Origin of the sequence: Pseudomonas sp. TWI628, assembly GCF_039673865.1 — a bacterium.
Classification (GTDB): domain Bacteria; phylum Pseudomonadota; class Gammaproteobacteria; order Pseudomonadales; family Pseudomonadaceae; genus Aquipseudomonas.
On sequence record NZ_JBDJMM010000003.1, the window covers coordinates 166,780 to 185,898 of the forward strand.

Below are 19,119 nucleotides of genomic sequence, written 5' to 3' on the forward strand. Positions count from 1 at the left end.
CAGCGTGGCCAGGCCGACTGAGGGATGGTGGGGAACGGCATGTTGTCAGGGAGAACTCCAATGCATTCGCTGTGCAGTCCCAAGGATCATTTGCTGGACCTCGATGGTATTGAAATTGCGGTACGCACCTGGGGGCCAGAAGACGGCATCCCGGTGCTGGCCTTGCATGGCTGGCTGGACAATGCGGCCTCGTTCGAGCGCCTGGGGCCGTTGCTGGAAGGCTGCTTCGTGGTGGCCCCCGACCTGGTCGGCCATGGTCGCTCCGATCACCGCCGCCATGACAGTGGCTATTACCTCTGGGAGCACGCCGAGGACATGCTGGCGGTCACCGACAGCCTGGGCCTGTCCCAGTTTCACGTGCTCGCCCACGGCATGGGCACCGGCATCGCCTCGCTGCTGGCCGCCATGACCAGTGGCATCGCCAGCATGATCTTCCTCGATGGCATCGGCGCGCCGTTCACCGTGGCCGAGGATGATCGCGTGCAGCACCTGGCGCGCGCCTATCGGCTGAAAAAGATGGTCCAGCGCAGCCAGTTGCAAGGTTTTGGCGAGCCTGATGGCAGCCGGTTCGACAACCTGGAAACCGCCCTCGAACAACGGCGCAAGCGCCTGGAGGGTGAGCTGTCGGAGGATGCCGCACGGCTGCTGGCCCTGCGCGACCTGTTGCAGTTGGCCGATGGCTATTGCTGGCGCCACGACCCACGGCTGGTGCTGCCCGAGCCGATGCCCCTGACCGAGCGTGAGGCGTGTGACCTGCTGCGGGAAATCCGCTGCCCGTTGTACCTGATGTTCGGCAGGCAGGGCGCATTCACCGGCAACGGTTTCGAACAGCGCCAGGCGGCGCTGCCGGGCCATGCCAAGGTGTCCTGGCACCCCGGTGGGCACCATTTCCACCTGGAGGCGCCGGACCGGGCACTGGTCGATCAGATCCTGCGCATTCTGGCCCGCCATGAGGGAGGGCTGCTGCAGCGCCTGGTGAACGAATAGCGAGTGATGGCCAGCCTGCCGGCTCCTGCGCTAAGGTGACGAACACCTCAAGGAGCGCTGGCATGCGACCGTTCGCCATCAAGCACATCGACCACCTGGTATTGCGGGTCAGTGACCTGCAGCGCAGCGTGGCCTTCTACCGCGACCTGCTGGGCTGCACGGTCAGCCGTGAGCGCCCGGACCTGGGCATGGTTCACCTGGCGACCGGCACGGCGATGATCGACCTGGTGACGCTCGACGGCCCACTAGGCCGGCCGGGTGGTGCGGCGCCGGGGGCCGAAGGGCGCAACCTGCACCACTTCTGCCTGCGTATCGAACCCTTCGATGAAAAGGCCCTTACAGCCTACCTGGAGGCGGCAGGGGTGTCGGTCGAAGCGGCCGAGAAACGCTATGGCGCCGAAGGCGAAGGGCTGTCGCTGTACTGCTTCGACCCTGATGGCAATCAGGTCGAGCTCAAGGGCCCGGTCGAGGCCGAGGTGCAGCGGTTTCTGGGGTGATGGCATCTGGCGATGCTGGCAAGTGGATATTGCGGCAAAGCCGATTATGCTTCAATTACCTTGCTGCGATCCGAGGCAGCTGACCTCGTCGTGCTTCGCGCAACCAATGCTAGCCCTAGGGCCTGGGTGCGACGGTGAAATGGGTGTGAGGTACTCCGGCCTGCGATAACGACAAGACGGAGGCACACCATGGCGGTTCTCGACAGCGCGTCCTCGGGCAGTAGCGCGCCCCAACGGGGCATTACCAAGGAGGAGCGCAAGGTTATTTTCGCCTCCTCGCTAGGTACCGTGTTCGAATGGTACGACTTCTACCTGTACGGCTCGCTGGCAGCGATCATCGCCAAGCACTTCTTCGCCGGCGTCAATGAAACCACCTCGTTCATCTTCGCCTTGCTGGCCTTCGCCGCCGGCTTTGCGGTGCGGCCGTTCGGCGCTATCGTGTTCGGCCGCCTGGGCGACATGATCGGGCGCAAGCACACCTTCCTCATCACCATCGTCATCATGGGCCTGTCCACCGCGGTGGTGGGGCTATTGCCCAGCTACGCGGCGATTGGCGTGGCGGCACCGATCATCCTGATTACCCTGCGGCTGCTCCAGGGCCTGGCACTGGGCGGTGAGTACGGCGGTGCGGCCACCTATGTCGCCGAGCACGCGCCCAAGGGCCGGCGCGGCTACTTCACGGCGTGGATCCAGACTACCGCCACGCTTGGCCTGTTCCTCTCGCTGCTGGTGATCCTGGCCTGCCGCACCGTCATGGGCACCGAGGTGTTCGAGGCCTGGGGCTGGCGGGTGCCATTCCTGTTGTCGATCCTGCTGCTGGCGATTTCGGTGTACATCCGCATGCAGCTCAACGAGTCGCCGGTGTTCATGAAGATGAAAGCCGAAGGCAAGGCGTGCAAGGCGCCGCTGACCGAGTCGTTCGCCCGCTGGGACAACCTCAAGGTAGTGATCATGTCGCTGCTCGGCGGTACGGCGGGGCAGGCGGTGGTGTGGTACACCGGGCAGTTCTATGCGCTGTTCTTCCTGCTGCAGATGCTCAAGATCGACCCGCAGACCGCCAACCTGCTGATCGCCGGGTCGTTGCTGATCGGCACGCCGTTCTTCATTTTCTTCGGCAGCCTGTCGGACCGCATTGGCCGCAAGAAAATCGTCATGGCTGGCTGCATCATCGCCGCGTTGACCTATTTCCCGATCTTCAAGGCGCTGACCGAGTACGGCAATCCGGACGTGTTCGTCGCCCAGGAGCAGAACCCGGTGGTGGTGGTCGCCGACCCTGGCCAGTGCTCGTTCCAGTTCGACCCGGTGGGCAAGGCCAAATTCACCAGCTCCTGCGACATCGCCAAGAGCCTGCTGGCCAAGCGGGCGATTCCCTACACCAACCAGGTGGCCGAACCTGGCAGCGTGGCGCAGGTGCGCATTGGTGAACGGGTGATCCCGAGCTTCGATGGCAGCAAGCTGGCGGCCGCCGACTTGAAGACCCAGAGCGATGCCTTCACCGCGACCATGGGCGGCGCCTTGAAAGAGGCGGGCTACCCGGAAAAGGCCGACCCGGCGAAGATCCACTACCCGATGGTGCTGTTGCTGCTGACCATCCTGGTGATCTACGTGACCATGGTCTACGGGCCGATCGCCGCCTGGCTGGTTGAATTGTTCCCGGCGCGCATCCGCTACACCTCGATGTCGTTGCCGTACCACATCGGCAACGGCTGGTTCGGGGGTTTCCTGCCGACGGTGGCGTTCGCCATGGTGGCGGCGACCGGGGATATCTATTACGGCTTGTGGTACCCGATCATGATTGCGCTGATGACGGCGGTGCTGGGGATCTGCTTCCTGCCCGAGACCAAGGATCGGGATATCAGTTAGGCAGGACTGGCCTCTTCGCGGCTAAAGCCGCTACAGCCGCGAAGAGGCCGGTACAGGTACACCTCAATCGAAATAGCCCCGCAGGCTGAAGGCATACCCGGTATCCACTCCCTTGGCCTCACCCCGGCTCCAGCGCTTCTTCAGCACGAATTCAAAAGCCGGTTCGTACAGCCCGTCCCTGATCAGCGCCCCTGCCAGCACCTCGACGTCGTACCAGCCGTTGTCCAGCTCGATCATCGGCCGCCCCGGCACCTGATAGCGGGCCAGCAGGTCACCCAGCGTCTTGGGGGTGAAGTGCTGCAGGACGCGCCAGGTGTACAGCATCACCTGACGGTTCTCGACTTGCAGCACATAGCCGTTGCGTCGGTGCTTGAGGCGGCTGCCGGGTTCGAGCAAAGCCGGCGTGTGGCCATCGAGGGTGAACACGATGTGATAGGGCAGGTTGTCGACCCCCGCCAGCGGTACCACCACGCCTTCGGCCACGGCCTTGTCGCCGCTGTCGTTGCTGGTGAACTCGCGGGCCAGGTCGTCGGACAGGTGATTTTCGTGTTTGAAACGATCGAGCAGCTGGATATCACCCAGCAGGAAATAGTCGACCAGGTCGTTGAGCACTTCGCTGAATTCGTGGCGCATCTGTTTTCCTTGTTGTGGCGCACGGGATACAGCTGCAATGTAGCCAATGGCAGCATTGGCTGCCATTGGCGTTGCTCAGTGTGTCTGGGCGATCTGGATCAGGTTGCCGCAGGTGTCGTCGAACACCGCGACGGTGACCGGGCCGAGGCGCGTGGGCTCCTTGATGAACACGACGCCAGCCTTGCACAGGCGGGTGTACTCGGCCTGGATATCACGCACGCCGAAGGAGGTGGCCGGAATGCCGTCCTGTTTCAGCGCTTGCTTGTAGATCCTGGCCGCCGGGTGCGCATCGGGCTCCAGCAGCAACTCGACACCATTGGGGTCGTTGGGTGAGGTCAGCGTCAGCCAGCGATGCTGGCCCATGGGGATGTCGTGCTTGGGCTCGAAGCCGAGAACGTAATGGTAGAAAGCCAGGGCCTTGGCCTGGTCGTCGACGAGGATGCTGGTAACAACGATCTTCATAGGCGCACACCGTACCTGCGGGTCGTTACCTACCAGTAAAGACGGCTCTGGCCCAATTCACCAGCGAGGCCTGGCCCGGCTCCTTTACGTTGCTGCATTTCCAGATGGGGGCATAGGTTGTTCGGCAATAGCCTTGGCCAGCAATCCCATCTCAGCAAGGAGTAATGCATATGAAGTTCAGGGTTATGGTTGTACTTCTGATCGCTACGGGCCTCGCGCAAGCACAACAGCAGTTGAATACCCGTGACGGCGGCAGCCAGATCGACGATTTGAAAACATTCCAGGCGGATGCCGTCGATGGCAGAGATGCTGATGCGATGGAAAAACTATCCCGAAAGAAACGCGGCGTTGCCCCGGTCGTGGGAATGCTGTGCGAGCACGGGTACAAGTTGATTGGCGATGATTGTGTAGTCGCCAACATCCCCTTCGAGTGACGACGATCGAAAATAGGGTTATGGGCCTAGGCACGTTGGTGTGCAGTTCTGCGACTACAGCAGTGTGTTGACTGAAATGTCCCAGTCACCGGGAAGCCGGCGACTGGGACATTGCTGCTTACAGCCAGCCCTTGATCTGCCGCGCCACCGCCTCGGTGGAGATGCCATAGCGGTCATGCAAGGTCGGCAACGCCCCGGCATCGAGGAACGCGTCCGGCAGGGCGATCTGGCGGAAGGTCGGGGTCACGCCATTGCGCAGCAGCACGCCGGCCACCGCTTCACCCAGCCCGCCGATGATCGAGTGGTTCTCCGCCGTCACCACCAGCCGCCCCGGCTTGCGGGCCTCGGCCAGGATGGTCGCTTCGTCCAGCGGCTTGATGGTCGGCACATGCAGCACCGACACATCCACGCCATCCTTGTGCAGCTGTTCGGCGGCCTCCAGTGCGCGCATGGTCATCAGCCCGCTGGCAATCACCAGCACGTCACGGCCACCGCGCACCACCTGGGCCTTGCCCAGCTGGAAGCGGTAGTCGTAGCGGTCCAGCACCAAGGGCACGTTGCCGCGCAGCAGGCGCATGTACACCGGGCCCTGGTGGGCGGCGATGGCCGGTACCGCCTGTTCGATCTCCAGGGCGTCGCACGGGTCGATCACCATCAGGTTGGGCATGGCGCGCATGATCGCCAGGTCGTCGGTGGCCTGGTGGCTGGGGCCATAGCCAGTGGTCAGGCCGGGCAGGGCGCAGACGATCTTGACGTTGAGGTTTTCTTCGGCAATGGCCATGCAGATGAAGTCATAGGCGCGCCGCGAGGCAAACACCGCATAGGTGGTGGCGAACGGAGTGAAGCCTTCGCGGGCCATACCGGCCGCGGCGCTCATCAGCAGCTGTTCGGCCATGCCCATCTGGTAGAAGCGCTCCGGGTGGGCTTTGGCGAATATATGCAGGTCAGTGTATTTGGACAGGTCGGCGCTCAGCCCGACGATGTCCTGGCGCTGCTCGGCCAGCCTGGCGAGGGCATGGCCGAACGGCGCAGGGCGAGTCGGTTGGCCTTCGGCGGCAATCGAGGCGATCATCGCCGAGGTGGTCAGGCGTTTTGCTGCTACGGTCGGGTTGTTCATGCGCGGCTCCCGGCGTCCAGTGCTTGCAGGGCGAGGTCCCATTCGTGTTCGTCGACACGGATGAAGTGAGTCTTGTCGCGGTTTTCGAGGAAGGGCACGCCCTTGCCCATGCGCGTGTCGCAGACGATCACCCGCGGTTGCGCGCCGGTATGGGCGCGGGCCAGGTCGAACGCCTTGACCAGGGCGTCGAGGTCATTGCCGTCGACCCGTTGCACGAACCAACCGAAGGCCTGCCAGCGGTCGACGATGGGTTCGAAGGCGAGGATTTCACTGGCATGGCCGTCGGCCTGCTGGTTGTTGACGTCGATGAGGGCAATCAGGTTGTCCAGCTGCCAGTGGCTGGCGGACATCGCCGCTTCCCAGGTCGAGCCTTCGTTCAGCTCGCCATCGGACAGCAGGTTATAGACCCAGCTGGTCGAACCCTTGCGCTTGAGGCCCAGGCAGGCGCCGACGGCAATGCCCAGGCCGTGGCCGAGCGAGCCGCCGGTGATTTCCATGCCGGGGGTATAGGCGGCCATGCCGGACATCGGCAGGCGGCTGTCGTCGCATCCATAGCTTTCCAGTTCATCCTCGGCGATTACCCCGGCTTCGATCAGCGCGGCGTACAGGGCGATGGCGTAGTGGCCGATGGACAGGTAGAAACGGTCGCGCTGTTCCCACTCGGGGTTGGCCGGGTCCAAGCGCAGGGCGTGGCAGTAGGCCACGGCCAGCAAGTCGGCGGCGCCAAGGGCTTGGCCGATATAGCCCTGGCCCTGGACCTGGCCCATGCGCAGGGCGTTACGGCGGATGTTGTAGGCGCGCGCAGCCAGAGGCCGCGCACCCGGGGTAGCGGGTACGGCATTCATGGGGTAGCTCCTTACTAGGGTAATTAACGGTTGACCAGGCTCGCAGGTACGCGGAACACCAGTGCTGCACCGACGATCAGCACGGCGCTGATCAGGTACATGCCAATGGCGTTGTTACCCAGGGTGCTGGTGACCCAGCCGATCAGGAAGGGTGAGCAGAACCCGGCCAGGTTGGCGAAGCTGTTGACTGCGGCGATGCCGGCGGCGGCCGACACCCCCCCAAGCAGCGTGGTCGGCAGCATCCAGAACAGCGACGAGGCCGAGAGGATGCCGGACGCCGCCAGGCACAGGCTGAGGATCGACAGGCTCAGGTGGCTGGCGAACACTGCCGCCAGGGTCAGGCCCAGGGCCCCGGCCAGCATCGGGATCGCCAGGTGCCAGCGCCGCTCGCGGTGGCGGTCACCGCTGCGTCCGGCCAACAGCATGGCGCCGATGGCGCAGAGGTAGGGCAGGCTGGTCAGCAAGCCGATGTGCAGCGGGTCGGCGACGCCGGCATTGCGCACCAGGGTCGGCAACCAGAAGGTGATCGCGTACTGGCCCATGACCACGCAGAAGTAGATGCCGGCCAGCAGCCACAGGCGGCGGTCGCGGATGAAGTCGGCCACCGAGCCATGCTGCACCTTGTGCTGCTCGTCCTCGGCCAGCTCCTTGCGCAGCAGGGCCTTTTCCTCGTCGTTGAGCCAGTGCGCCTGGTGCACGCCATCCTTGAGGTAACTGAGCACCAGGATGCCTACCAGCACGGTCGGCACCGCTTCGAGCACGAACATCCACTGCCAGCCGGCCCAGCCGTGCACGCCGGCGAAACGCTCCATGATCCAGCCCGACAGCGGCCCGCCGACCATGCCCGAGAGCGGGATGGCGATGAACCACAGGGCGGTCATCTTCGCCCGCCGGTACGACGGGAACCAGTAGGTCAGGTACAGCAGCAGGCCTGGTGCCAGCCCGGCTTCGGCGACGCCGAGGAAGAAGCGCAGCACATAGAACTGCCAGGCTGTCTCGACGAAGGCGAACAGCGCCGAAATCAGGCCCCAGGTGATCATGATGCGGGCGATCCAGCGCCGAGCGCCGACCTTGTGCAGGATGATGTTGCTCGGCACTTCGCAGAGGAAGTAGCCGATGAAGAACATCCCGGCGCCCAGGCCGTAGACCGCTTCGGACAGGGCCAGGTCATCCATCATCTGCAGCTTGGCGAAGCCGACGTTGACCCGGTCGAGATAGGCGCACAGGTAGCACAGCATGAGAAAGGGCATCAGCCGCCAGGCCGTCTTGCGATAGGCATTGCTGCGCGCGGCCGTGGCCGCGTCGAGGGTTAGGGTGGTCATGTCGATCTGATCTCTTGTTGTTATCGATTGCCCTGCCGTGGCGGGGCTCAGATGCGATACATAGTGCGTGGGGGCGTCAGTGAATCAGCATGCCCCCGTTGACGTCCAGCGTGATGCCGGTGAGATAGCTGGAAAGGTCGCTGGCCAGGAACAGGGCGGCGTTGGCCACGTCGCGGGCCTCGCCCAAGCGGCCCAGGGGGATGCCGTCGATGATGGCGTGGCGGCGCTCGTCCTGCATCAGGCCGCCGGTGATTTCGGTATGGATCAGGCCGGGCGTGATGGCGTTGACCCGCACATTGTCCGGCCCCAGTTCGCGGGCCATGGCCTTGCCCAGACCCAGCACGGCGGCCTTGGCGGCGCTGTAGTGCGGGCCGCCGAAGATGCCGCCGCCACGCTGCGCCGACACTGACGACATGCAGACGATACTGCCTGAGCGCTGGGCACGCATGGACGGGATCACGGCCTGGGACATCAGCAGCGTGCCGCGCAAGTTTACGTCGAGGATGCGGTCATAGTCCTTGCCGGTGATGTCCAGGGTTTTCACCGGTTGGGTGATACCCGCGTTGTTGACCAGCACATCGATGCGACCGAAATGCGCCAGGACCTCGGCCACCGCATCACGCACCTGGGCTTCGTCGGCGACGTTGGCGGCCAGGCCCAGGTGGCCATCGCCCAGCTGCGCGGCGGCGTCGCGGGCGGCTTGCAGGTCGAGGTCGAGGATGGCCACCTTGGCGCCGTGGGCGGCAAAGGCCTGGGCGGTGGCGCGGCCGATACCGCGGGCAGAGGCGGCGCCGGTGACGATTGCGATTTTACCTTCGAGCAGCATGGGTGTACTCCGGATGTTTGTTGTTGTGGGCAACAGCTTGGTATCCGGACGAGGGCTGGGCAACGCAGTGCGCTTCAGCCTATGCTGAAAAAAATTCAGCACAGGGCAGGGGCGTGATCACGTTCGAGGCCCGTGACACCCAAGGAATACGATGAATCACGATCCGGGCAAGAAGCCCTTGCAACTGCCGCCGCTGAAAGCGATTCAGGCCTTCGAGCAGGCCGCACGCTTTGGTAACGTCGCGCGCGCCGCCGAGCAGCTCAACTTGACCCCGTCGGCGGTCAGCCACCAGATCGCCAACCTGGAGGCACTGATCGGCCGGCCGTTGTTCCTGCGTACGGCCAAGGGGGTGACCTTGACGGCGGCGGGGGATCAGTACCTGCGCGAGGTTTCCGGCATCTTGCAAAGCCTGGCCACCGCCACCGAGCGGGCCGGTAGCGCGGTCGGCTTCGACTGCCTGCGCCTGCATTCGGCGCCGAGCTTCGGCCTGCTCTGGCTGTTGCCGCGGCTGGAGCAGTTTCGCGCCAGCCACCCGGATATCCAGATCAACCTGTCGTGCTCCTATGAAGCGCTGCACTTTGGCCGCCACCAGATCGACGTCGATATCCGCCATGGCTACCCCAACTGGCCGAGCCTGGAGGTACGCACCATCCGCCACGAGCGCGCCACGGTGCTGGCGTCGCCGGCGCTGTTGGCACGCCAGCCGATCGACCAACCGGCCGATTTGCTGGGACAGAACCTGATCCTCTCCGAGTCGGCGCTGGTGCAATGGCCGTTGTGGTTCGCCCAGCAGGGCGTGTCGCTGCCACAGGCACCGTTTGCCTTGAGCTTTGACCGCTCGTACATGAGCCTGGAGGCAGCCAGCCATGGCTACGGGTTCATTCTGGAAAGTTCGCTGCTGGCGCAGGACTATGTGGCGCGTGGGCAACTGGTACCGGTGTTCGGCGCCGAGCAGGCAAGCCCGGTCAGTGCCCATCACCTGGTGTTTCCGCGGGGGCATGCCGAGCTGCCGCGGGTGAGGCGGTTTCTGGCATGGATGCAGGGGCAGTTGGGGCATGATTTCAGTTATTGAGTGCCCGCACCGGCAACACAAGAAAACTATGTTCAAGCCTTAGGCAAATCCTTCATCACCCGGCAGCCCGCTGAATCAGGCCACAGGGTAAAGTGGCAGGAAAATTCCAAGGCGCCCGCGAACGGCGCCAACGAGGTGCCTGTGGCTTCCTACACCCTGCGACAACTGAAGTATTTCGTCACCACCGTCGAGGCCGGCAGCGTCGCCGAGGCCTCGCGGCAGCTGTACATCGCCCAGCCATCGATCTCCACGGCCATCAAGAGCCTGGAAGAAAGCTTCGGTGTGCAGCTGTTCATCCGCCACCACGCCCAGGGCGTGTCGCTGACCCCCAGCGGCAAGCGCTTCTACGCCAAGACCAAATCGCTGCTGCAGATGGCCCACGAGTTCGAGCAGAACGCCCTGGCCGACAACGACACGGTGGCCGGGCAGATCGACATCGGCTGCTTCGAAACCGTGGCGCCGCTGTACCTGCCGCGGCTGATCGCCGGCTTTCGCGAACGCTATCCGGGCGTGGATATTCGCTTGCGCGATGGCGAGCAGCAGGACCTGATCCAGGGTTTGACTGCCGGCACGTTCGACCTGGCGTTTCTCTACGACCACGACCTGGATGGCACCATCGAGGCCGAACCGTTGATGCCGCCGCAGAAGCCTTACGTGCTGTTGCCCGAGAAGCACCGCTTCGCCGGCCAGGCGCAGGTGTCGCTGCGGGACCTGTGCCCGGAGCCGATGATCTTGCTGGACGTGGCGCCGAGCCGGACCTACTTCGTCAGCCTGTTCAATGAAATGGGCCTGACGCCGAATATCGTCTTCAGTTCGCCGTCGATCGAGATGGTGCGCGGGATGGTGGGGCAGGGCTTCGGGTTTTCATTGCTGGTGACCCGGCCGCATTCGGAATGCACGTATGACGGGCAGAAGCTGGTGATGATCGACATCGCCGAGCCGGTGGCGTTGTCGGGGTTGGCGGCGGCGCACCTGAAGCGGGTGCAGCTGACCAAACCCGCGCAGTTGTTTGTCGAGTTTTGCCGCGAAGAACTGGCCAAGTTCTGAAAAAGCTTCGCGGGTAAACCCGCTCCCTGGAGGAGCGGGTTTCCCCGCGAAAGGGGCGCAGAGCGCCCCCAGCTATCCCACATGGATCACTGCTGATCCGGCACCACTGCAATCACGTCGATTTCCATCAGCCACTCGGCCTGGGCCAAGCCGGCCACCACCAGCCCGGTGGAGATCGGGTACACACCCTTGAGCCACTTGCCGACTTCCTTGTACACCGGCTCACGGAAGCGCGGGTCGGTGATGTAGGTGGTGGTCTTGACGATGTGCGACAGATCGGAGCCGGCCTCTTCAAGCAGCTGCTTGACGTTTTTCATCGCCTGCTCGGCCTGCGCCCGAGGGTCACCCAGGCCAACCAGCTTGCCTTCGAAGTCGGTACCGACCTGGCCGCGCACGTAGATGGTGTTACCGGCCCGCACCGCCTGGCACAGGTCGTTGTCCAGGGTCTGGTTGGGGTAGGTTTCCTTGGTGTTGAACATGCGGATGCGAGTATGGGTAGGCATCAGTGGGCTCCAAAGGTGCTGACGTTGCTGATCGGGTTTGCTTGCTCATCCGCGTCGCGCTGCTCGCGGTCGCGGTAGGCCAGGTAGGTGCGTTGCGTGGCGATATGGCCGGCGACGTGCTTGGCGTCGTGCCACACGCCCCAGATGAACGACGAGCCACGGCGCGACAGCCAGGGCAGGCCGAGGAAGTACACGCCCGGCTCACGGGCTACGCCGCGCTGGTGCTGGGGCTTGCCGTTGGCGTCGAAGGTGTCGACCTGCAACCAGCTGAAGTCCACGCCGTAGCCGGTGGCCCAGATGATGCTGGTGACGCCGGCCTGGGCCAGGTCCAGTTGCTGCAGCGGGTTGACCATGCAGTCCGGGTCAGCCAGGCGCTTGCGTGCTTCAGGCTCTTGCGGCAGGTCCAGGCCGTTGCGCTCGATGTAGGCATCGGCGGCATCCAGCAGGGCCAGGTAGTTCTCGTCGCCGCGGTTGATGTTGTCGACCAGGTTGTCCTGGAAGCGTGCCACGCCGTTTTCGAACGACTGGGTCAGGCCGACCAGGGTCATGCCCTGGTGGGCGAGGGCGCGGAAGTCCACGGTGTGGCCGCCCCGCGCGCCGCTGACAGCGATGGTCACGTGTTCACGGCCCGGCTTGGCGATTTCCGCGTCCCACTCGCCCAGTACGCCCAGCCACCAGCAGAAGTCGCGGTTGCGGTAGGCCCGTGGCGGGCGGTCGTGGGCGCCGACCGACAGGTATACCTGGCGCCCGGCGCGCATCAGTTCTTCGGCAATCTGCACACCGGAGGAACCGGCGCCCACCACCAGCACGGCGCCTTCAGGCAGCTGCTCGGGGTTGTAGTAGGCGGCGGAGTGGATCTGGTGCAGGTTGGCATCTTTCGGCGCGATGGCCGGGATGACCGGTTTCTGGAACGGGCCAGTGGCGGCCACCACGCGGTTGGCGCGGATCACGCCTTCGTTGGTCTCGACGGTGAAGCCGGGGCGGTCGGCGTTGCGTACCACCTTCTTCACTTCGATGCCGGTGCGTACCGGCAGGTTGTACTTGCGTACGTACTGTTCGAAGTAGTCGGCGACCTGGTCCTTGCCGGCGAAGGCGTCGGCGTCGAGGTTGAATTCCAGCCCCGGGAAGCGGTCGTGCCAGACTGGGCCGTTGGCCACCAGCGAATCCCAGCGGCCGGTGCGCCAGGCCTCGGCGATACGATTGCGCTCCAGCACCAGGTGCGGCACGCCGAGCTTGTTCAGGTGTTCGCTCATGGCCACGCCGGCCTGGCCGGCGCCAACCACGAGGGTGTCGATTTCGATGTTGTTCAGTGTCATGTCCGAGCCCTTGTTCAGGCGGTTTTTGTCAGGTCGGTTTGGAGGACCGCCATTGCCTGGGGCCAGACTAGGGATGCCTGGAAAATCGCGAAAATAGTATTTAGCTGGGGCTTGCCGATAAAACGGCGAAGGCCCCGATTTGCCTGGGCTTGCCCGGGGTTTTCAGGGCTTCTCCTGCGGTATTGGCCGGCCTTAGTTTTTTCCTGTTCAAGGCACAGGAAAATGTTGGTTTCAAAGCCCTGAAGGTTCCGCCCAGAATGCTGGGCATCACACAGAACAACAGGAGCTCCACCATGACCTTCTCCATCATCGGTCGCTGCCAGGAAACCGGCCAGGTTGGTATCGCCATCAGCTCGTCGAGCATCGCCGTGGGCGCCCGCTGCCCATGGGTGCGTGCCGGCGTCGGCGCCGTGTCCACCCAGAACATCACCTTGCCGGCCCTCGGCCCGCAGATCCTCGATGCTCTGGAGCAGGGCCAGCTGCCGCCTGCCGCCGCACTGGACCGGGTACTCAGCGCCAATGGCTGGAGCGAGTATCGCCAGGTCACGGTAATCGACAGCCAGGGCCAGGTAGCGTTGTTCACCGGCAAGGAGGCGCTGGGCGTGCATAACGCCGTGGCGGGCGAGCAGTGCGCGGCCGCAGGCAACCTGCTGTCCTCGCTTCAGGTGATCGAAGCCATGGTGCAGGCCTTTGAGCAGGCCGGTGGGCATCTGGCTGACCGCCTGCTGGCGGCCATGCATGCGGCGATGGCGGCTGGTGGTGAAGCTGGCCCGGTGCATTCTGCGGCGCTGAAGATCGCTGGCGAGCTGACCTGGCCGCTGGTGGACCTGCGTGTGGACTGGGCCGATGAAGACCCGATCGGCGTGCTCGACGGCCTGTGGCAGGCGTACCGCCCGCAGATGCAAGACTACGTTACCCGCGCCCTCGACCCGACCGCCGCGCCTAGCTACGGGGTGCCGGGCGATGAGTGAATTCAGCAGCCGCGCCTTGCTGGAGCGGTTGATCGGCTTTGCCACGGTCAGCCGCGACTCCAACATTGAGCTGATCGCTTTTATCCGCGACTACCTGGCCGGGCTGGGGGTGGAGTGCGAGCTGTTCCACAACCCGGAAGGCACCAAGGCCAATCTGTTCGCCACCATCGGCCCCACGGATGTCGGCGGTGTGGTGCTGTCCGGGCACACCGACGTGGTGCCGGTGGACGGCCAGGCCTGGACGCTGCCGGCCTTCGCCCTGACCGAACGCGACGGGCGCCTGTATGGCCGCGGCACGGCTGACATGAAGGGCTTCATCGCCTCGGTGCTGGCTGCCGTACCGGCGTTCCTGGCGCAACCGTTGCGCATGCCGGTGCACCTGGCGTTTTCGTATGACGAAGAAGTTGGCTGCCTGGGCGTGCGCTCGATGCTGGCCGCACTGGAACAACGCCCGCACAAGCCGCGTTTGTGCCTGATCGGCGAGCCTACCGAGCTCAAGCCGGTGCTCGGCCACAAGGGCAAGCTGGCGATGCGCTGCGAAGTGCATGGCGCGGCGTGTCACTCGGCGTACGCACCTTACGGGGTGAATGCCATCGAGTACGCCGCGAAGCTGATCGGCAAGCTGGGCGAAATCGGTGATGCCCTGGCGCTGCCGGCGCATCACGACGAACGCTTCGACCCGCCGTTTTCCACGGTGCAGACCGGGGTGATCAAAGGGGGCAGGGCGCTGAACATCGTGCCGGAGGAATGTGCGTTCGACTTCGAAGTGCGCGCCTTGCCGGGGTTTGAAGCGCAGGCGGTGGCGGACCAGTTGCAGACCTATGCCGAGGCGCAGCTGCTGCCACGCATGCGCAAGGTCAATGCGGGCAGTGCCATTCGCCTGCAGCCGTTGAGTGCGTATCCGGGGCTGGCCACGCCTGCTGACAGCGAGGCTGCGCGGTTGGTGGCATTGCTCAGTGGGTCGGATGAGTTCGGCACTGTGGCATTTGGCACCGAAGGCGGCCTGTTCGACCAGGTGGGGATTCCGACTGTGGTTTGTGGGCCGGGCAGCATGGACCAAGGGCACAAGCCGGATGAGTTCGTCAGTATCGAACAGATGCAGGGTTGTGATGCGATGTTGCTGAGGCTGGCGGATTACCTCAGGCAGGCATGATGGTGTTGGCTTCTTCGCGGATCGCTCCTGCAGGGATTTATCCGCGAAGGGGCCGCAGAGCGGCCCCAGCCGCTTAGAAGGTTGCCTTGACCTGCAGGCCAAGCACCAGCGCGTTGTCGATGTCCTTCCCGGAGAACGCCCCCGGCTCGATGATGTACTGCACATCCGGGCGCAGGTTCAGCCACGGCGTGGCCTGGTAGCCATAGCTCAGTTCGATCAGCTGCTCGGCGTTGTCGATGTTGGGGAACTGCTGCCCGGCATTGAGCGCGGCGTCTTCCAGCACATCGCGGCTACGCGGGTTCGGCACGGCGCGGCCATAGCCCAGGGCCACGGTATCGCGCGGGCGGCCGTCGAACGGCTTGTACAGCACCACACCGGCGCCATACCACTTGGTGAACGGCGAGGCCGCCTCGCTCGCTGCCGAGTACTGGCCAAAGGCGTGCAGGCTGCGGCCCGGCGAGCCGGCGTCGTTCCACACGGCCTGGTCGACCAGCAGGTAGTGGCCACCGCGACCGGACACTTCCTTGCTGCTGTCGACGCGCTTCACGTCGGAGCTGTCGTAGTAGTAACCCAGCTTGTACTCGCCCGGCAGTTCACCCTGCAGCTTGTACACCAGTTCCACCGGCACCACGGTACCGGTGGTGTGCTTGGGCCCCAGGTGCCAGGCGCGGCTGGAGTTGCCGTTGCTTTGCGGGTCGACATTGAATGCCGCCACGCGCAGCTGCCAGGACGGCGAGAGGTCGTACTTCACGCGCACGCCGAGGTGGGCGTTGGGGTAGTTGGTCCAGCCGCTGCCGCCGGACATGTTCAGCGGGTGGCCGCAGAAGCCGGCGTTCATGAAATTGCACAGGATGCCGCTGTCGAGGCCGCCGAGGTCGTTGCCCATGGCCATGTAGCCGAGCTTGACGTTGAGTGCCGGGGTGAACAGGGTGCGCTCGTAGCTCAGTTCGGTCAGGCGGGTGTACAGGCCACCGTAGTTTTCCTGGATCGGCAGGCGGTTGCCGACCAGGTCTTCCGAGGCGCTGTTGCCGCGGCGGTCGTTGATGGTCAGCTGGACCTTGCCGCCGTTTTCCAGGCCGTACAGTTTCGACAGGTCGAACTGTGCGCCGAGCTTGATGTTCTGCGAGTAGCGCGCCGAGCGGTGCAGGCCGCCGTGGGCGTTGTAGGCGGTTTCACCGCTGTAGTCGCCGGTGATCTTGACGCCGTCTTCCTCGAGCTGGTGACGCAGGCCGCCCCAGTCACCGGTCATGGTGCTGCGGTTGAGCAGGTCGCCGTCGGCCAGGGCAGGGGTGCTGGCCAGGGCCAGCAGCAGGGTTGGAGTGATGCGGATAACGGATGGCATTGCTGTGTCTCGTGTTGTTTTTGGGGCCTATTCGCGGGTGAACCCGCTCCCACAAGGACTGCGCCATCAGCATGGGCAGTGTAGGTCCTGTGGAAGCGGGTTCACCCGCGAATGCAGCGACGCGGTCTTACGGCAGGGCGTAAGAAATCACATAGTCGCCACGATCGGTCGACTGGCGCGCACCGCCAGCGGTAACCACCACGTACTGTTTGCCGGTCTTCGGCGAAACGTAGGTCATCGGGCCGCCCTGGCTGCCCACAGGCAGGCGGGCTTTCCAGATTTCGTTACCGTTGCTGCTGTCGTAGGCGCGCAGGTAGAAGTCCTGGGTGCCGGCGATGAACACCAGGCCACCTTGGGTCGACAGGGTGCCGCCGAGGGTCGGCAGGCCGATCTTGATCGGCAGGTGCATGCGGATGCCCAGGGGGCCGGTGTCTTCCACGGTACCGACCGGTACCTGCCAGGCGATCTGGCGGGTCTTCATGTCGATGGCGGTCAGGGTGCCGAATGGCGGCGCCTGGCACGGAATGCCGGCCACCGACAGGAAGCGGTTCTTGTTCACCGCGTAAGGGGTGCCCTTGAGCGGTACGGCGCCCATGCCGGTGTTCAGTGCCTCACCGCCGGAAGCGGCGCCACCCTTGTTCTGCGACGGGATCATCTGGATCCACAGGCCCAGACGCATGTCGTTGACGAAGATGAAACCATGCACCGGGTCGGTGGAGAGGCTGCCCCAGTTCATGCCGCCCAGCGAGCCCGGGAAGCTCAGCGACAGGTCGGTGCCCGGCGCAGTGTACAGGCCGTCGTAGCGCATCTTCTTGAAGTCGATACGGCACAACAGCTGGTCAAACGGAGTGGCACCCCACATGTCCGACTCGGTCAGGGTCTGCGCGCCGATCTGTGGCATGCCTACCGATTTCGGTTGGGTCGGGGAGTACGGTTCATTCGGGATGTTGCTTGGCTTGACGGGTACTTCGTCGACCTGGGTCAGCGGTTTGCCGGTGGCGCGGTCGAGCACGTAGATCTGCCCGGCCTTGGTGCCGATCACCACGGCAGGCACGGACTTGCCGTCGTCCTTGGTGAAGTCGATCAGGCTCGGCTGCATCGGCAGGTCGAAGTCCCAGAGGTCGTTGTGCACGGTCTGGAATACCCACTTCTGGTTGCCGGTGGTGGCGTCCAGGGCCAGTACGGAAGCGCCGTAGGTGTGGTCCAGCGTGTTGCGCTCAACGCCATAGATGTCGGTGGACGACGAGCCCATTGGCAGGAACACGGTGTTCATCGCCGGGTCGTAGGACATCGGTGCCCAGCTGTTCGGGGTGCTGCGCACGTAGGTGTTGTCACCTTCTGGCGCTTTGCGGTCTTCCGGGTTGCCCGGGTCGAAGGCCCAGCGCATTTCACCGGTGATCACGTCGAAACCACGGATCACGCCGCCTGGCATGTCGGTCTGGACGTTGTCGGCGACACGGCCGCCAACCACCACGGTAGTACCGGCCATCAACGGTGCGGAGGACAGCTGGTAGAAGGAGTCCGGCACGTCACCCAGGCCGGCCTTGAGGTTGACCTGGCCGTTGTTGCCGAAGCCTTGGCAGAACTCGCCGGTGTCAGCGTCGACGGCAATCAGGCGACCGTCGATGGTGTTGGTCAGCAGGCGACGCTGGCAGTTGGCACCGGCCGCGACGCTACCGCCAGTGATCGGCGAGCTGTTCGGCTGGGTCGGCTGGGCGATCGCGGCGGTGGCGTCGAAGTAGGCCATGCCACGGCAACGCTGCCAGACCTTGGACTGGGCGTTGATCTCGTTTTTCCACAGCTCTTTGCCGGTATCGGCGTCGAGGGCGATCAGGTTGTTGTGCGGGGTGCAGATAAACACCTTGTTACCGATCTGCAGCGGGGTCAGCTGGTCTTCGGCACCGTTGCCGTCACTGATGGCGACGTCACCGGTGTGGTAGGTCCAGGCCACCTTGAGCTTGTTGACGTTGTCGCGGTTGATCTGGTCCAGCGCGGCGAAGCGGCTGCCACCTTCGGTGTTGCCGTAGTGGGCCCAGTCCTTCTGCTCCTTGCCGGCCTCGACCGGGGTCATGCCCGGGCCTTTGCCGGTGGGGGCAACGCTTGGGTGGGCGACGAACATTTTGCCAGCAGCGATCACCAGCACCACGGCCAGCACACCAGCGATGCCGTAGGCACCCCGGCCGGCGCTGGCGCCGTTGGCGCGGGCGAGCATCGGGTAGACCAGCGCCACCACCATGCCGATCGCGCCGAACATGAACAGGCGCGAGAACAGTGGCCAGAACACCAGGCCAGCGTCGATCAGTGCCCAGATCGCGGTACCGACCAGGAACGCCGCGTACAGCCAGGCGCCGGCCTGCTTGCGGCGAGCGATGAGGATACCGGCGATGGCCATGGCCAGGCCGCCGATCAGGAAGTACCAGGAACCGCCCAGGCCGGCGAGCTTGACGCCGCCAGCGGCCAGGAGCAGGCCGAGCAGGGCGACGATCACGCCCAAGCCGACCAGGATGATGTTTGTGGCGCCAGAGGTGCGCGGTGTTTCGTTCATGCCAGGGATCTCAGCGGGTGGAATGTGCGCAGTTTAAGCCCTTAGCTTGCTAATTAACAAGTTGGTACATAATTTTCTGAGGCTGATTGTCGCAGGGCTGAACTTGCGAAGATGTGGCTAAAAGTTTAGATCACGCACTGAAACTTGCAGTAAACACGGTTTTTGGTTGGTATATGAATGTGAC

Annotated in this window: 18 protein-coding genes; 8 read left to right on the forward strand and 10 right to left on the reverse strand. The window is 64.4% G+C overall.

Annotated features, from left to right (window positions below):
- Positions 1 to 60: 60 nt before the first annotated feature.
- From ABE528_RS03505 to ABE528_RS03515, 3 genes are all read left to right on the forward strand, one after another.
- Positions 61 to 987, forward strand: coding sequence for an alpha/beta hydrolase (locus tag ABE528_RS03505; protein ID WP_152956625.1), 927 nt, complete (start codon positions 61 to 63; stop codon positions 985 to 987).
- A 62-nt stretch (positions 988 to 1,049) separates the two neighbouring features.
- The gene (locus ABE528_RS03510; RefSeq protein WP_346652209.1) at positions 1,050 to 1,484 is read left to right on the forward strand and encodes a VOC family protein; all 435 of its coding nucleotides are present in this window, start codon (positions 1,050 to 1,052) and stop codon (positions 1,482 to 1,484) included.
- Positions 1,485 to 1,673: 189 nt separating this feature from the next.
- Positions 1,674 to 3,347: an MFS transporter gene (locus ABE528_RS03515; protein WP_346652210.1), complete on the forward strand. Its 1,674-nt coding sequence runs from the start codon at positions 1,674 to 1,676 to the stop codon at positions 3,345 to 3,347.
- Between the two features lie 63 nt (positions 3,348 to 3,410).
- Here ABE528_RS03515 and ABE528_RS03520 read toward each other — a convergent pair whose 3' ends face one another.
- A complete protein-coding gene (locus ABE528_RS03520; RefSeq protein ID WP_346652211.1) occupies positions 3,411 to 3,980 on the reverse strand; it encodes a hypothetical protein in 570 nt (189 codons plus the stop codon).
- A 75-nt stretch (positions 3,981 to 4,055) separates the two neighbouring features.
- On the reverse strand, positions 4,056 to 4,442 hold the full coding sequence (locus ABE528_RS03525; protein WP_346652212.1) for a VOC family protein: 387 nt from the start codon (positions 4,440 to 4,442) through the stop codon (positions 4,056 to 4,058).
- Positions 4,443 to 4,612: 170 nt separating this feature from the next.
- Between ABE528_RS03525 and ABE528_RS03530 the strand changes: the two genes are divergently transcribed.
- Entirely contained in the window at positions 4,613 to 4,876 is a 264-nt protein-coding gene (locus tag ABE528_RS03530; RefSeq protein ID WP_152956630.1) for a hypothetical protein, read from the forward strand.
- Positions 4,877 to 4,994: 118 nt separating this feature from the next.
- Here ABE528_RS03530 and ABE528_RS03535 read toward each other — a convergent pair whose 3' ends face one another.
- From ABE528_RS03535 to ABE528_RS03550, 4 genes are all read right to left on the reverse strand, one after another.
- Positions 4,995 to 5,993: a transketolase family protein gene (locus tag ABE528_RS03535; RefSeq protein WP_103447624.1), complete on the reverse strand. Its 999-nt coding sequence runs from the start codon at positions 5,991 to 5,993 to the stop codon at positions 4,995 to 4,997.
- Positions 5,990 to 6,838 (reverse strand): transketolase, encoded by an 849-nt coding sequence (locus ABE528_RS03540; protein ID WP_152956631.1) that lies wholly within the window; start codon positions 6,836 to 6,838, stop codon positions 5,990 to 5,992. The genes ABE528_RS03535 and ABE528_RS03540 overlap by 4 nt, the downstream gene beginning before the upstream one ends.
- 23 nt (positions 6,839 to 6,861) lie before the next feature.
- The gene (locus tag ABE528_RS03545; protein WP_346652213.1) at positions 6,862 to 8,160 is read right to left on the reverse strand and encodes an MFS transporter; all 1,299 of its coding nucleotides are present in this window, start codon (positions 8,158 to 8,160) and stop codon (positions 6,862 to 6,864) included.
- Between the two features lie 76 nt (positions 8,161 to 8,236).
- The gene (locus ABE528_RS03550) at positions 8,237 to 8,986 is read right to left on the reverse strand and encodes an SDR family NAD(P)-dependent oxidoreductase (protein ID WP_346652214.1); all 750 of its coding nucleotides are present in this window, start codon (positions 8,984 to 8,986) and stop codon (positions 8,237 to 8,239) included.
- A gap of 151 nt (positions 8,987 to 9,137) precedes the next feature.
- On the opposite strand from ABE528_RS03550, the gene ABE528_RS03555 reads away from it, so the two are divergent.
- Together ABE528_RS03555 and ABE528_RS03560 are read left to right on the forward strand one after the other, a co-directional pair.
- The gene (locus tag ABE528_RS03555; protein ID WP_103447620.1) at positions 9,138 to 10,058 is read left to right on the forward strand and encodes a LysR substrate-binding domain-containing protein; all 921 of its coding nucleotides are present in this window, start codon (positions 9,138 to 9,140) and stop codon (positions 10,056 to 10,058) included.
- 141 nt (positions 10,059 to 10,199) lie between these two features.
- Entirely contained in the window at positions 10,200 to 11,105 is a 906-nt protein-coding gene (locus ABE528_RS03560) for a LysR family transcriptional regulator (protein ID WP_103447619.1), read from the forward strand.
- An 86-nt stretch (positions 11,106 to 11,191) separates the two neighbouring features.
- Here the strand turns inward: ABE528_RS03560 and ABE528_RS03565 are convergent, their stop codons facing one another.
- Together ABE528_RS03565 and ABE528_RS03570 are read right to left on the reverse strand one after the other, a co-directional pair.
- Positions 11,192 to 11,608 carry a RidA family protein gene (locus ABE528_RS03565; protein WP_152956635.1) on the reverse strand — a complete coding sequence of 139 codons (417 nt, stop codon included), beginning with the start codon at positions 11,606 to 11,608 and terminating at the stop codon, positions 11,192 to 11,194.
- A complete protein-coding gene (locus ABE528_RS03570; RefSeq protein ID WP_152956636.1) occupies positions 11,608 to 12,924 on the reverse strand; it encodes an NAD(P)/FAD-dependent oxidoreductase in 1,317 nt (438 codons plus the stop codon). The genes ABE528_RS03565 and ABE528_RS03570 overlap by 1 nt, the downstream gene beginning before the upstream one ends.
- 293 nt (positions 12,925 to 13,217) lie before the next feature.
- Here ABE528_RS03570 and ABE528_RS03575 point away from each other — a divergent pair, with 293 nt between their 5' ends.
- Both ABE528_RS03575 and argE read left to right on the forward strand, forming a co-directional pair.
- Positions 13,218 to 13,895, forward strand: coding sequence for a DUF1028 domain-containing protein (locus ABE528_RS03575; RefSeq protein WP_103447616.1), 678 nt, complete (start codon positions 13,218 to 13,220; stop codon positions 13,893 to 13,895).
- Positions 13,888 to 15,048 (forward strand): acetylornithine deacetylase, encoded by a 1,161-nt coding sequence (argE, locus tag ABE528_RS03580; protein WP_346652215.1) that lies wholly within the window; start codon positions 13,888 to 13,890, stop codon positions 15,046 to 15,048. The genes ABE528_RS03575 and argE overlap by 8 nt, the downstream gene beginning before the upstream one ends.
- A 73-nt stretch (positions 15,049 to 15,121) precedes the next feature.
- Here argE and ABE528_RS03585 read toward each other — a convergent pair whose 3' ends face one another.
- Both ABE528_RS03585 and ABE528_RS03590 read right to left on the reverse strand, forming a co-directional pair.
- Positions 15,122 to 16,390: a carbohydrate porin gene (locus ABE528_RS03585; RefSeq protein WP_346652216.1), complete on the reverse strand. Its 1,269-nt coding sequence runs from the start codon at positions 16,388 to 16,390 to the stop codon at positions 15,122 to 15,124.
- Positions 16,391 to 16,517: 127 nt separating this feature from the next.
- A complete protein-coding gene (locus ABE528_RS03590) occupies positions 16,518 to 18,935 on the reverse strand; it encodes a glucose/quinate/shikimate family membrane-bound PQQ-dependent dehydrogenase (protein WP_346652217.1) in 2,418 nt (805 codons plus the stop codon).
- Positions 18,936 to 19,119 lie beyond the last annotated feature (184 nt).

Bases quoted from the DNA above. Each gene is read 5' to 3' on its own strand.
- ABE528_RS03575 (WP_103447616.1), top strand. From the start codon at position 13,218: ATGACCTTCTCCATCATCGGTCGCTGCCAGGAAACCGGCCAGGTTGGT.
- ABE528_RS03525 (WP_346652212.1), bottom strand. From the start codon at position 4,442: ATGAAGATCGTTGTTACCAGCATCCTCGTCGACGACCAGGCCAAGGCC.
- ABE528_RS03540 (WP_152956631.1), bottom strand. From the start codon at position 6,838: ATGAATGCCGTACCCGCTACCCCGGGTGCGCGGCCTCTGGCTGCGCGC.
- ABE528_RS03550 (WP_346652214.1), bottom strand. From the start codon at position 8,986: ATGCTGCTCGAAGGTAAAATCGCAATCGTCACCGGCGCCGCCTCTGCC.
- ABE528_RS03520 (WP_346652211.1), bottom strand. From the start codon at position 3,980: ATGCGCCACGAATTCAGCGAAGTGCTCAACGACCTGGTCGACTATTTC.
- ABE528_RS03535 (WP_103447624.1), bottom strand. From the start codon at position 5,993: ATGAACAACCCGACCGTAGCAGCAAAACGCCTGACCACCTCGGCGATG.
- ABE528_RS03590 (WP_346652217.1), bottom strand. From the start codon at position 18,935: ATGAACGAAACACCGCGCACCTCTGGCGCCACAAACATCATCCTGGTC.
- ABE528_RS03555 (WP_103447620.1), top strand. From the start codon at position 9,138: ATGAATCACGATCCGGGCAAGAAGCCCTTGCAACTGCCGCCGCTGAAA.
- ABE528_RS03565 (WP_152956635.1), bottom strand. From the start codon at position 11,608: ATGCCTACCCATACTCGCATCCGCATGTTCAACACCAAGGAAACCTAC.
- ABE528_RS03530 (WP_152956630.1), top strand. From the start codon at position 4,613: ATGAAGTTCAGGGTTATGGTTGTACTTCTGATCGCTACGGGCCTCGCG.
- ABE528_RS03515 (WP_346652210.1), top strand. From the start codon at position 1,674: ATGGCGGTTCTCGACAGCGCGTCCTCGGGCAGTAGCGCGCCCCAACGG.
- argE (WP_346652215.1), top strand. From the start codon at position 13,888: ATGAGTGAATTCAGCAGCCGCGCCTTGCTGGAGCGGTTGATCGGCTTT.
- ABE528_RS03585 (WP_346652216.1), bottom strand. From the start codon at position 16,390: ATGCCATCCGTTATCCGCATCACTCCAACCCTGCTGCTGGCCCTGGCC.
- ABE528_RS03570 (WP_152956636.1), bottom strand. From the start codon at position 12,924: ATGACACTGAACAACATCGAAATCGACACCCTCGTGGTTGGCGCCGGC.
- ABE528_RS03505 (WP_152956625.1), top strand. From the start codon at position 61: ATGCATTCGCTGTGCAGTCCCAAGGATCATTTGCTGGACCTCGATGGT.
- ABE528_RS03510 (WP_346652209.1), top strand. From the start codon at position 1,050: ATGCGACCGTTCGCCATCAAGCACATCGACCACCTGGTATTGCGGGTC.
- ABE528_RS03545 (WP_346652213.1), bottom strand. From the start codon at position 8,160: ATGACCACCCTAACCCTCGACGCGGCCACGGCCGCGCGCAGCAATGCC.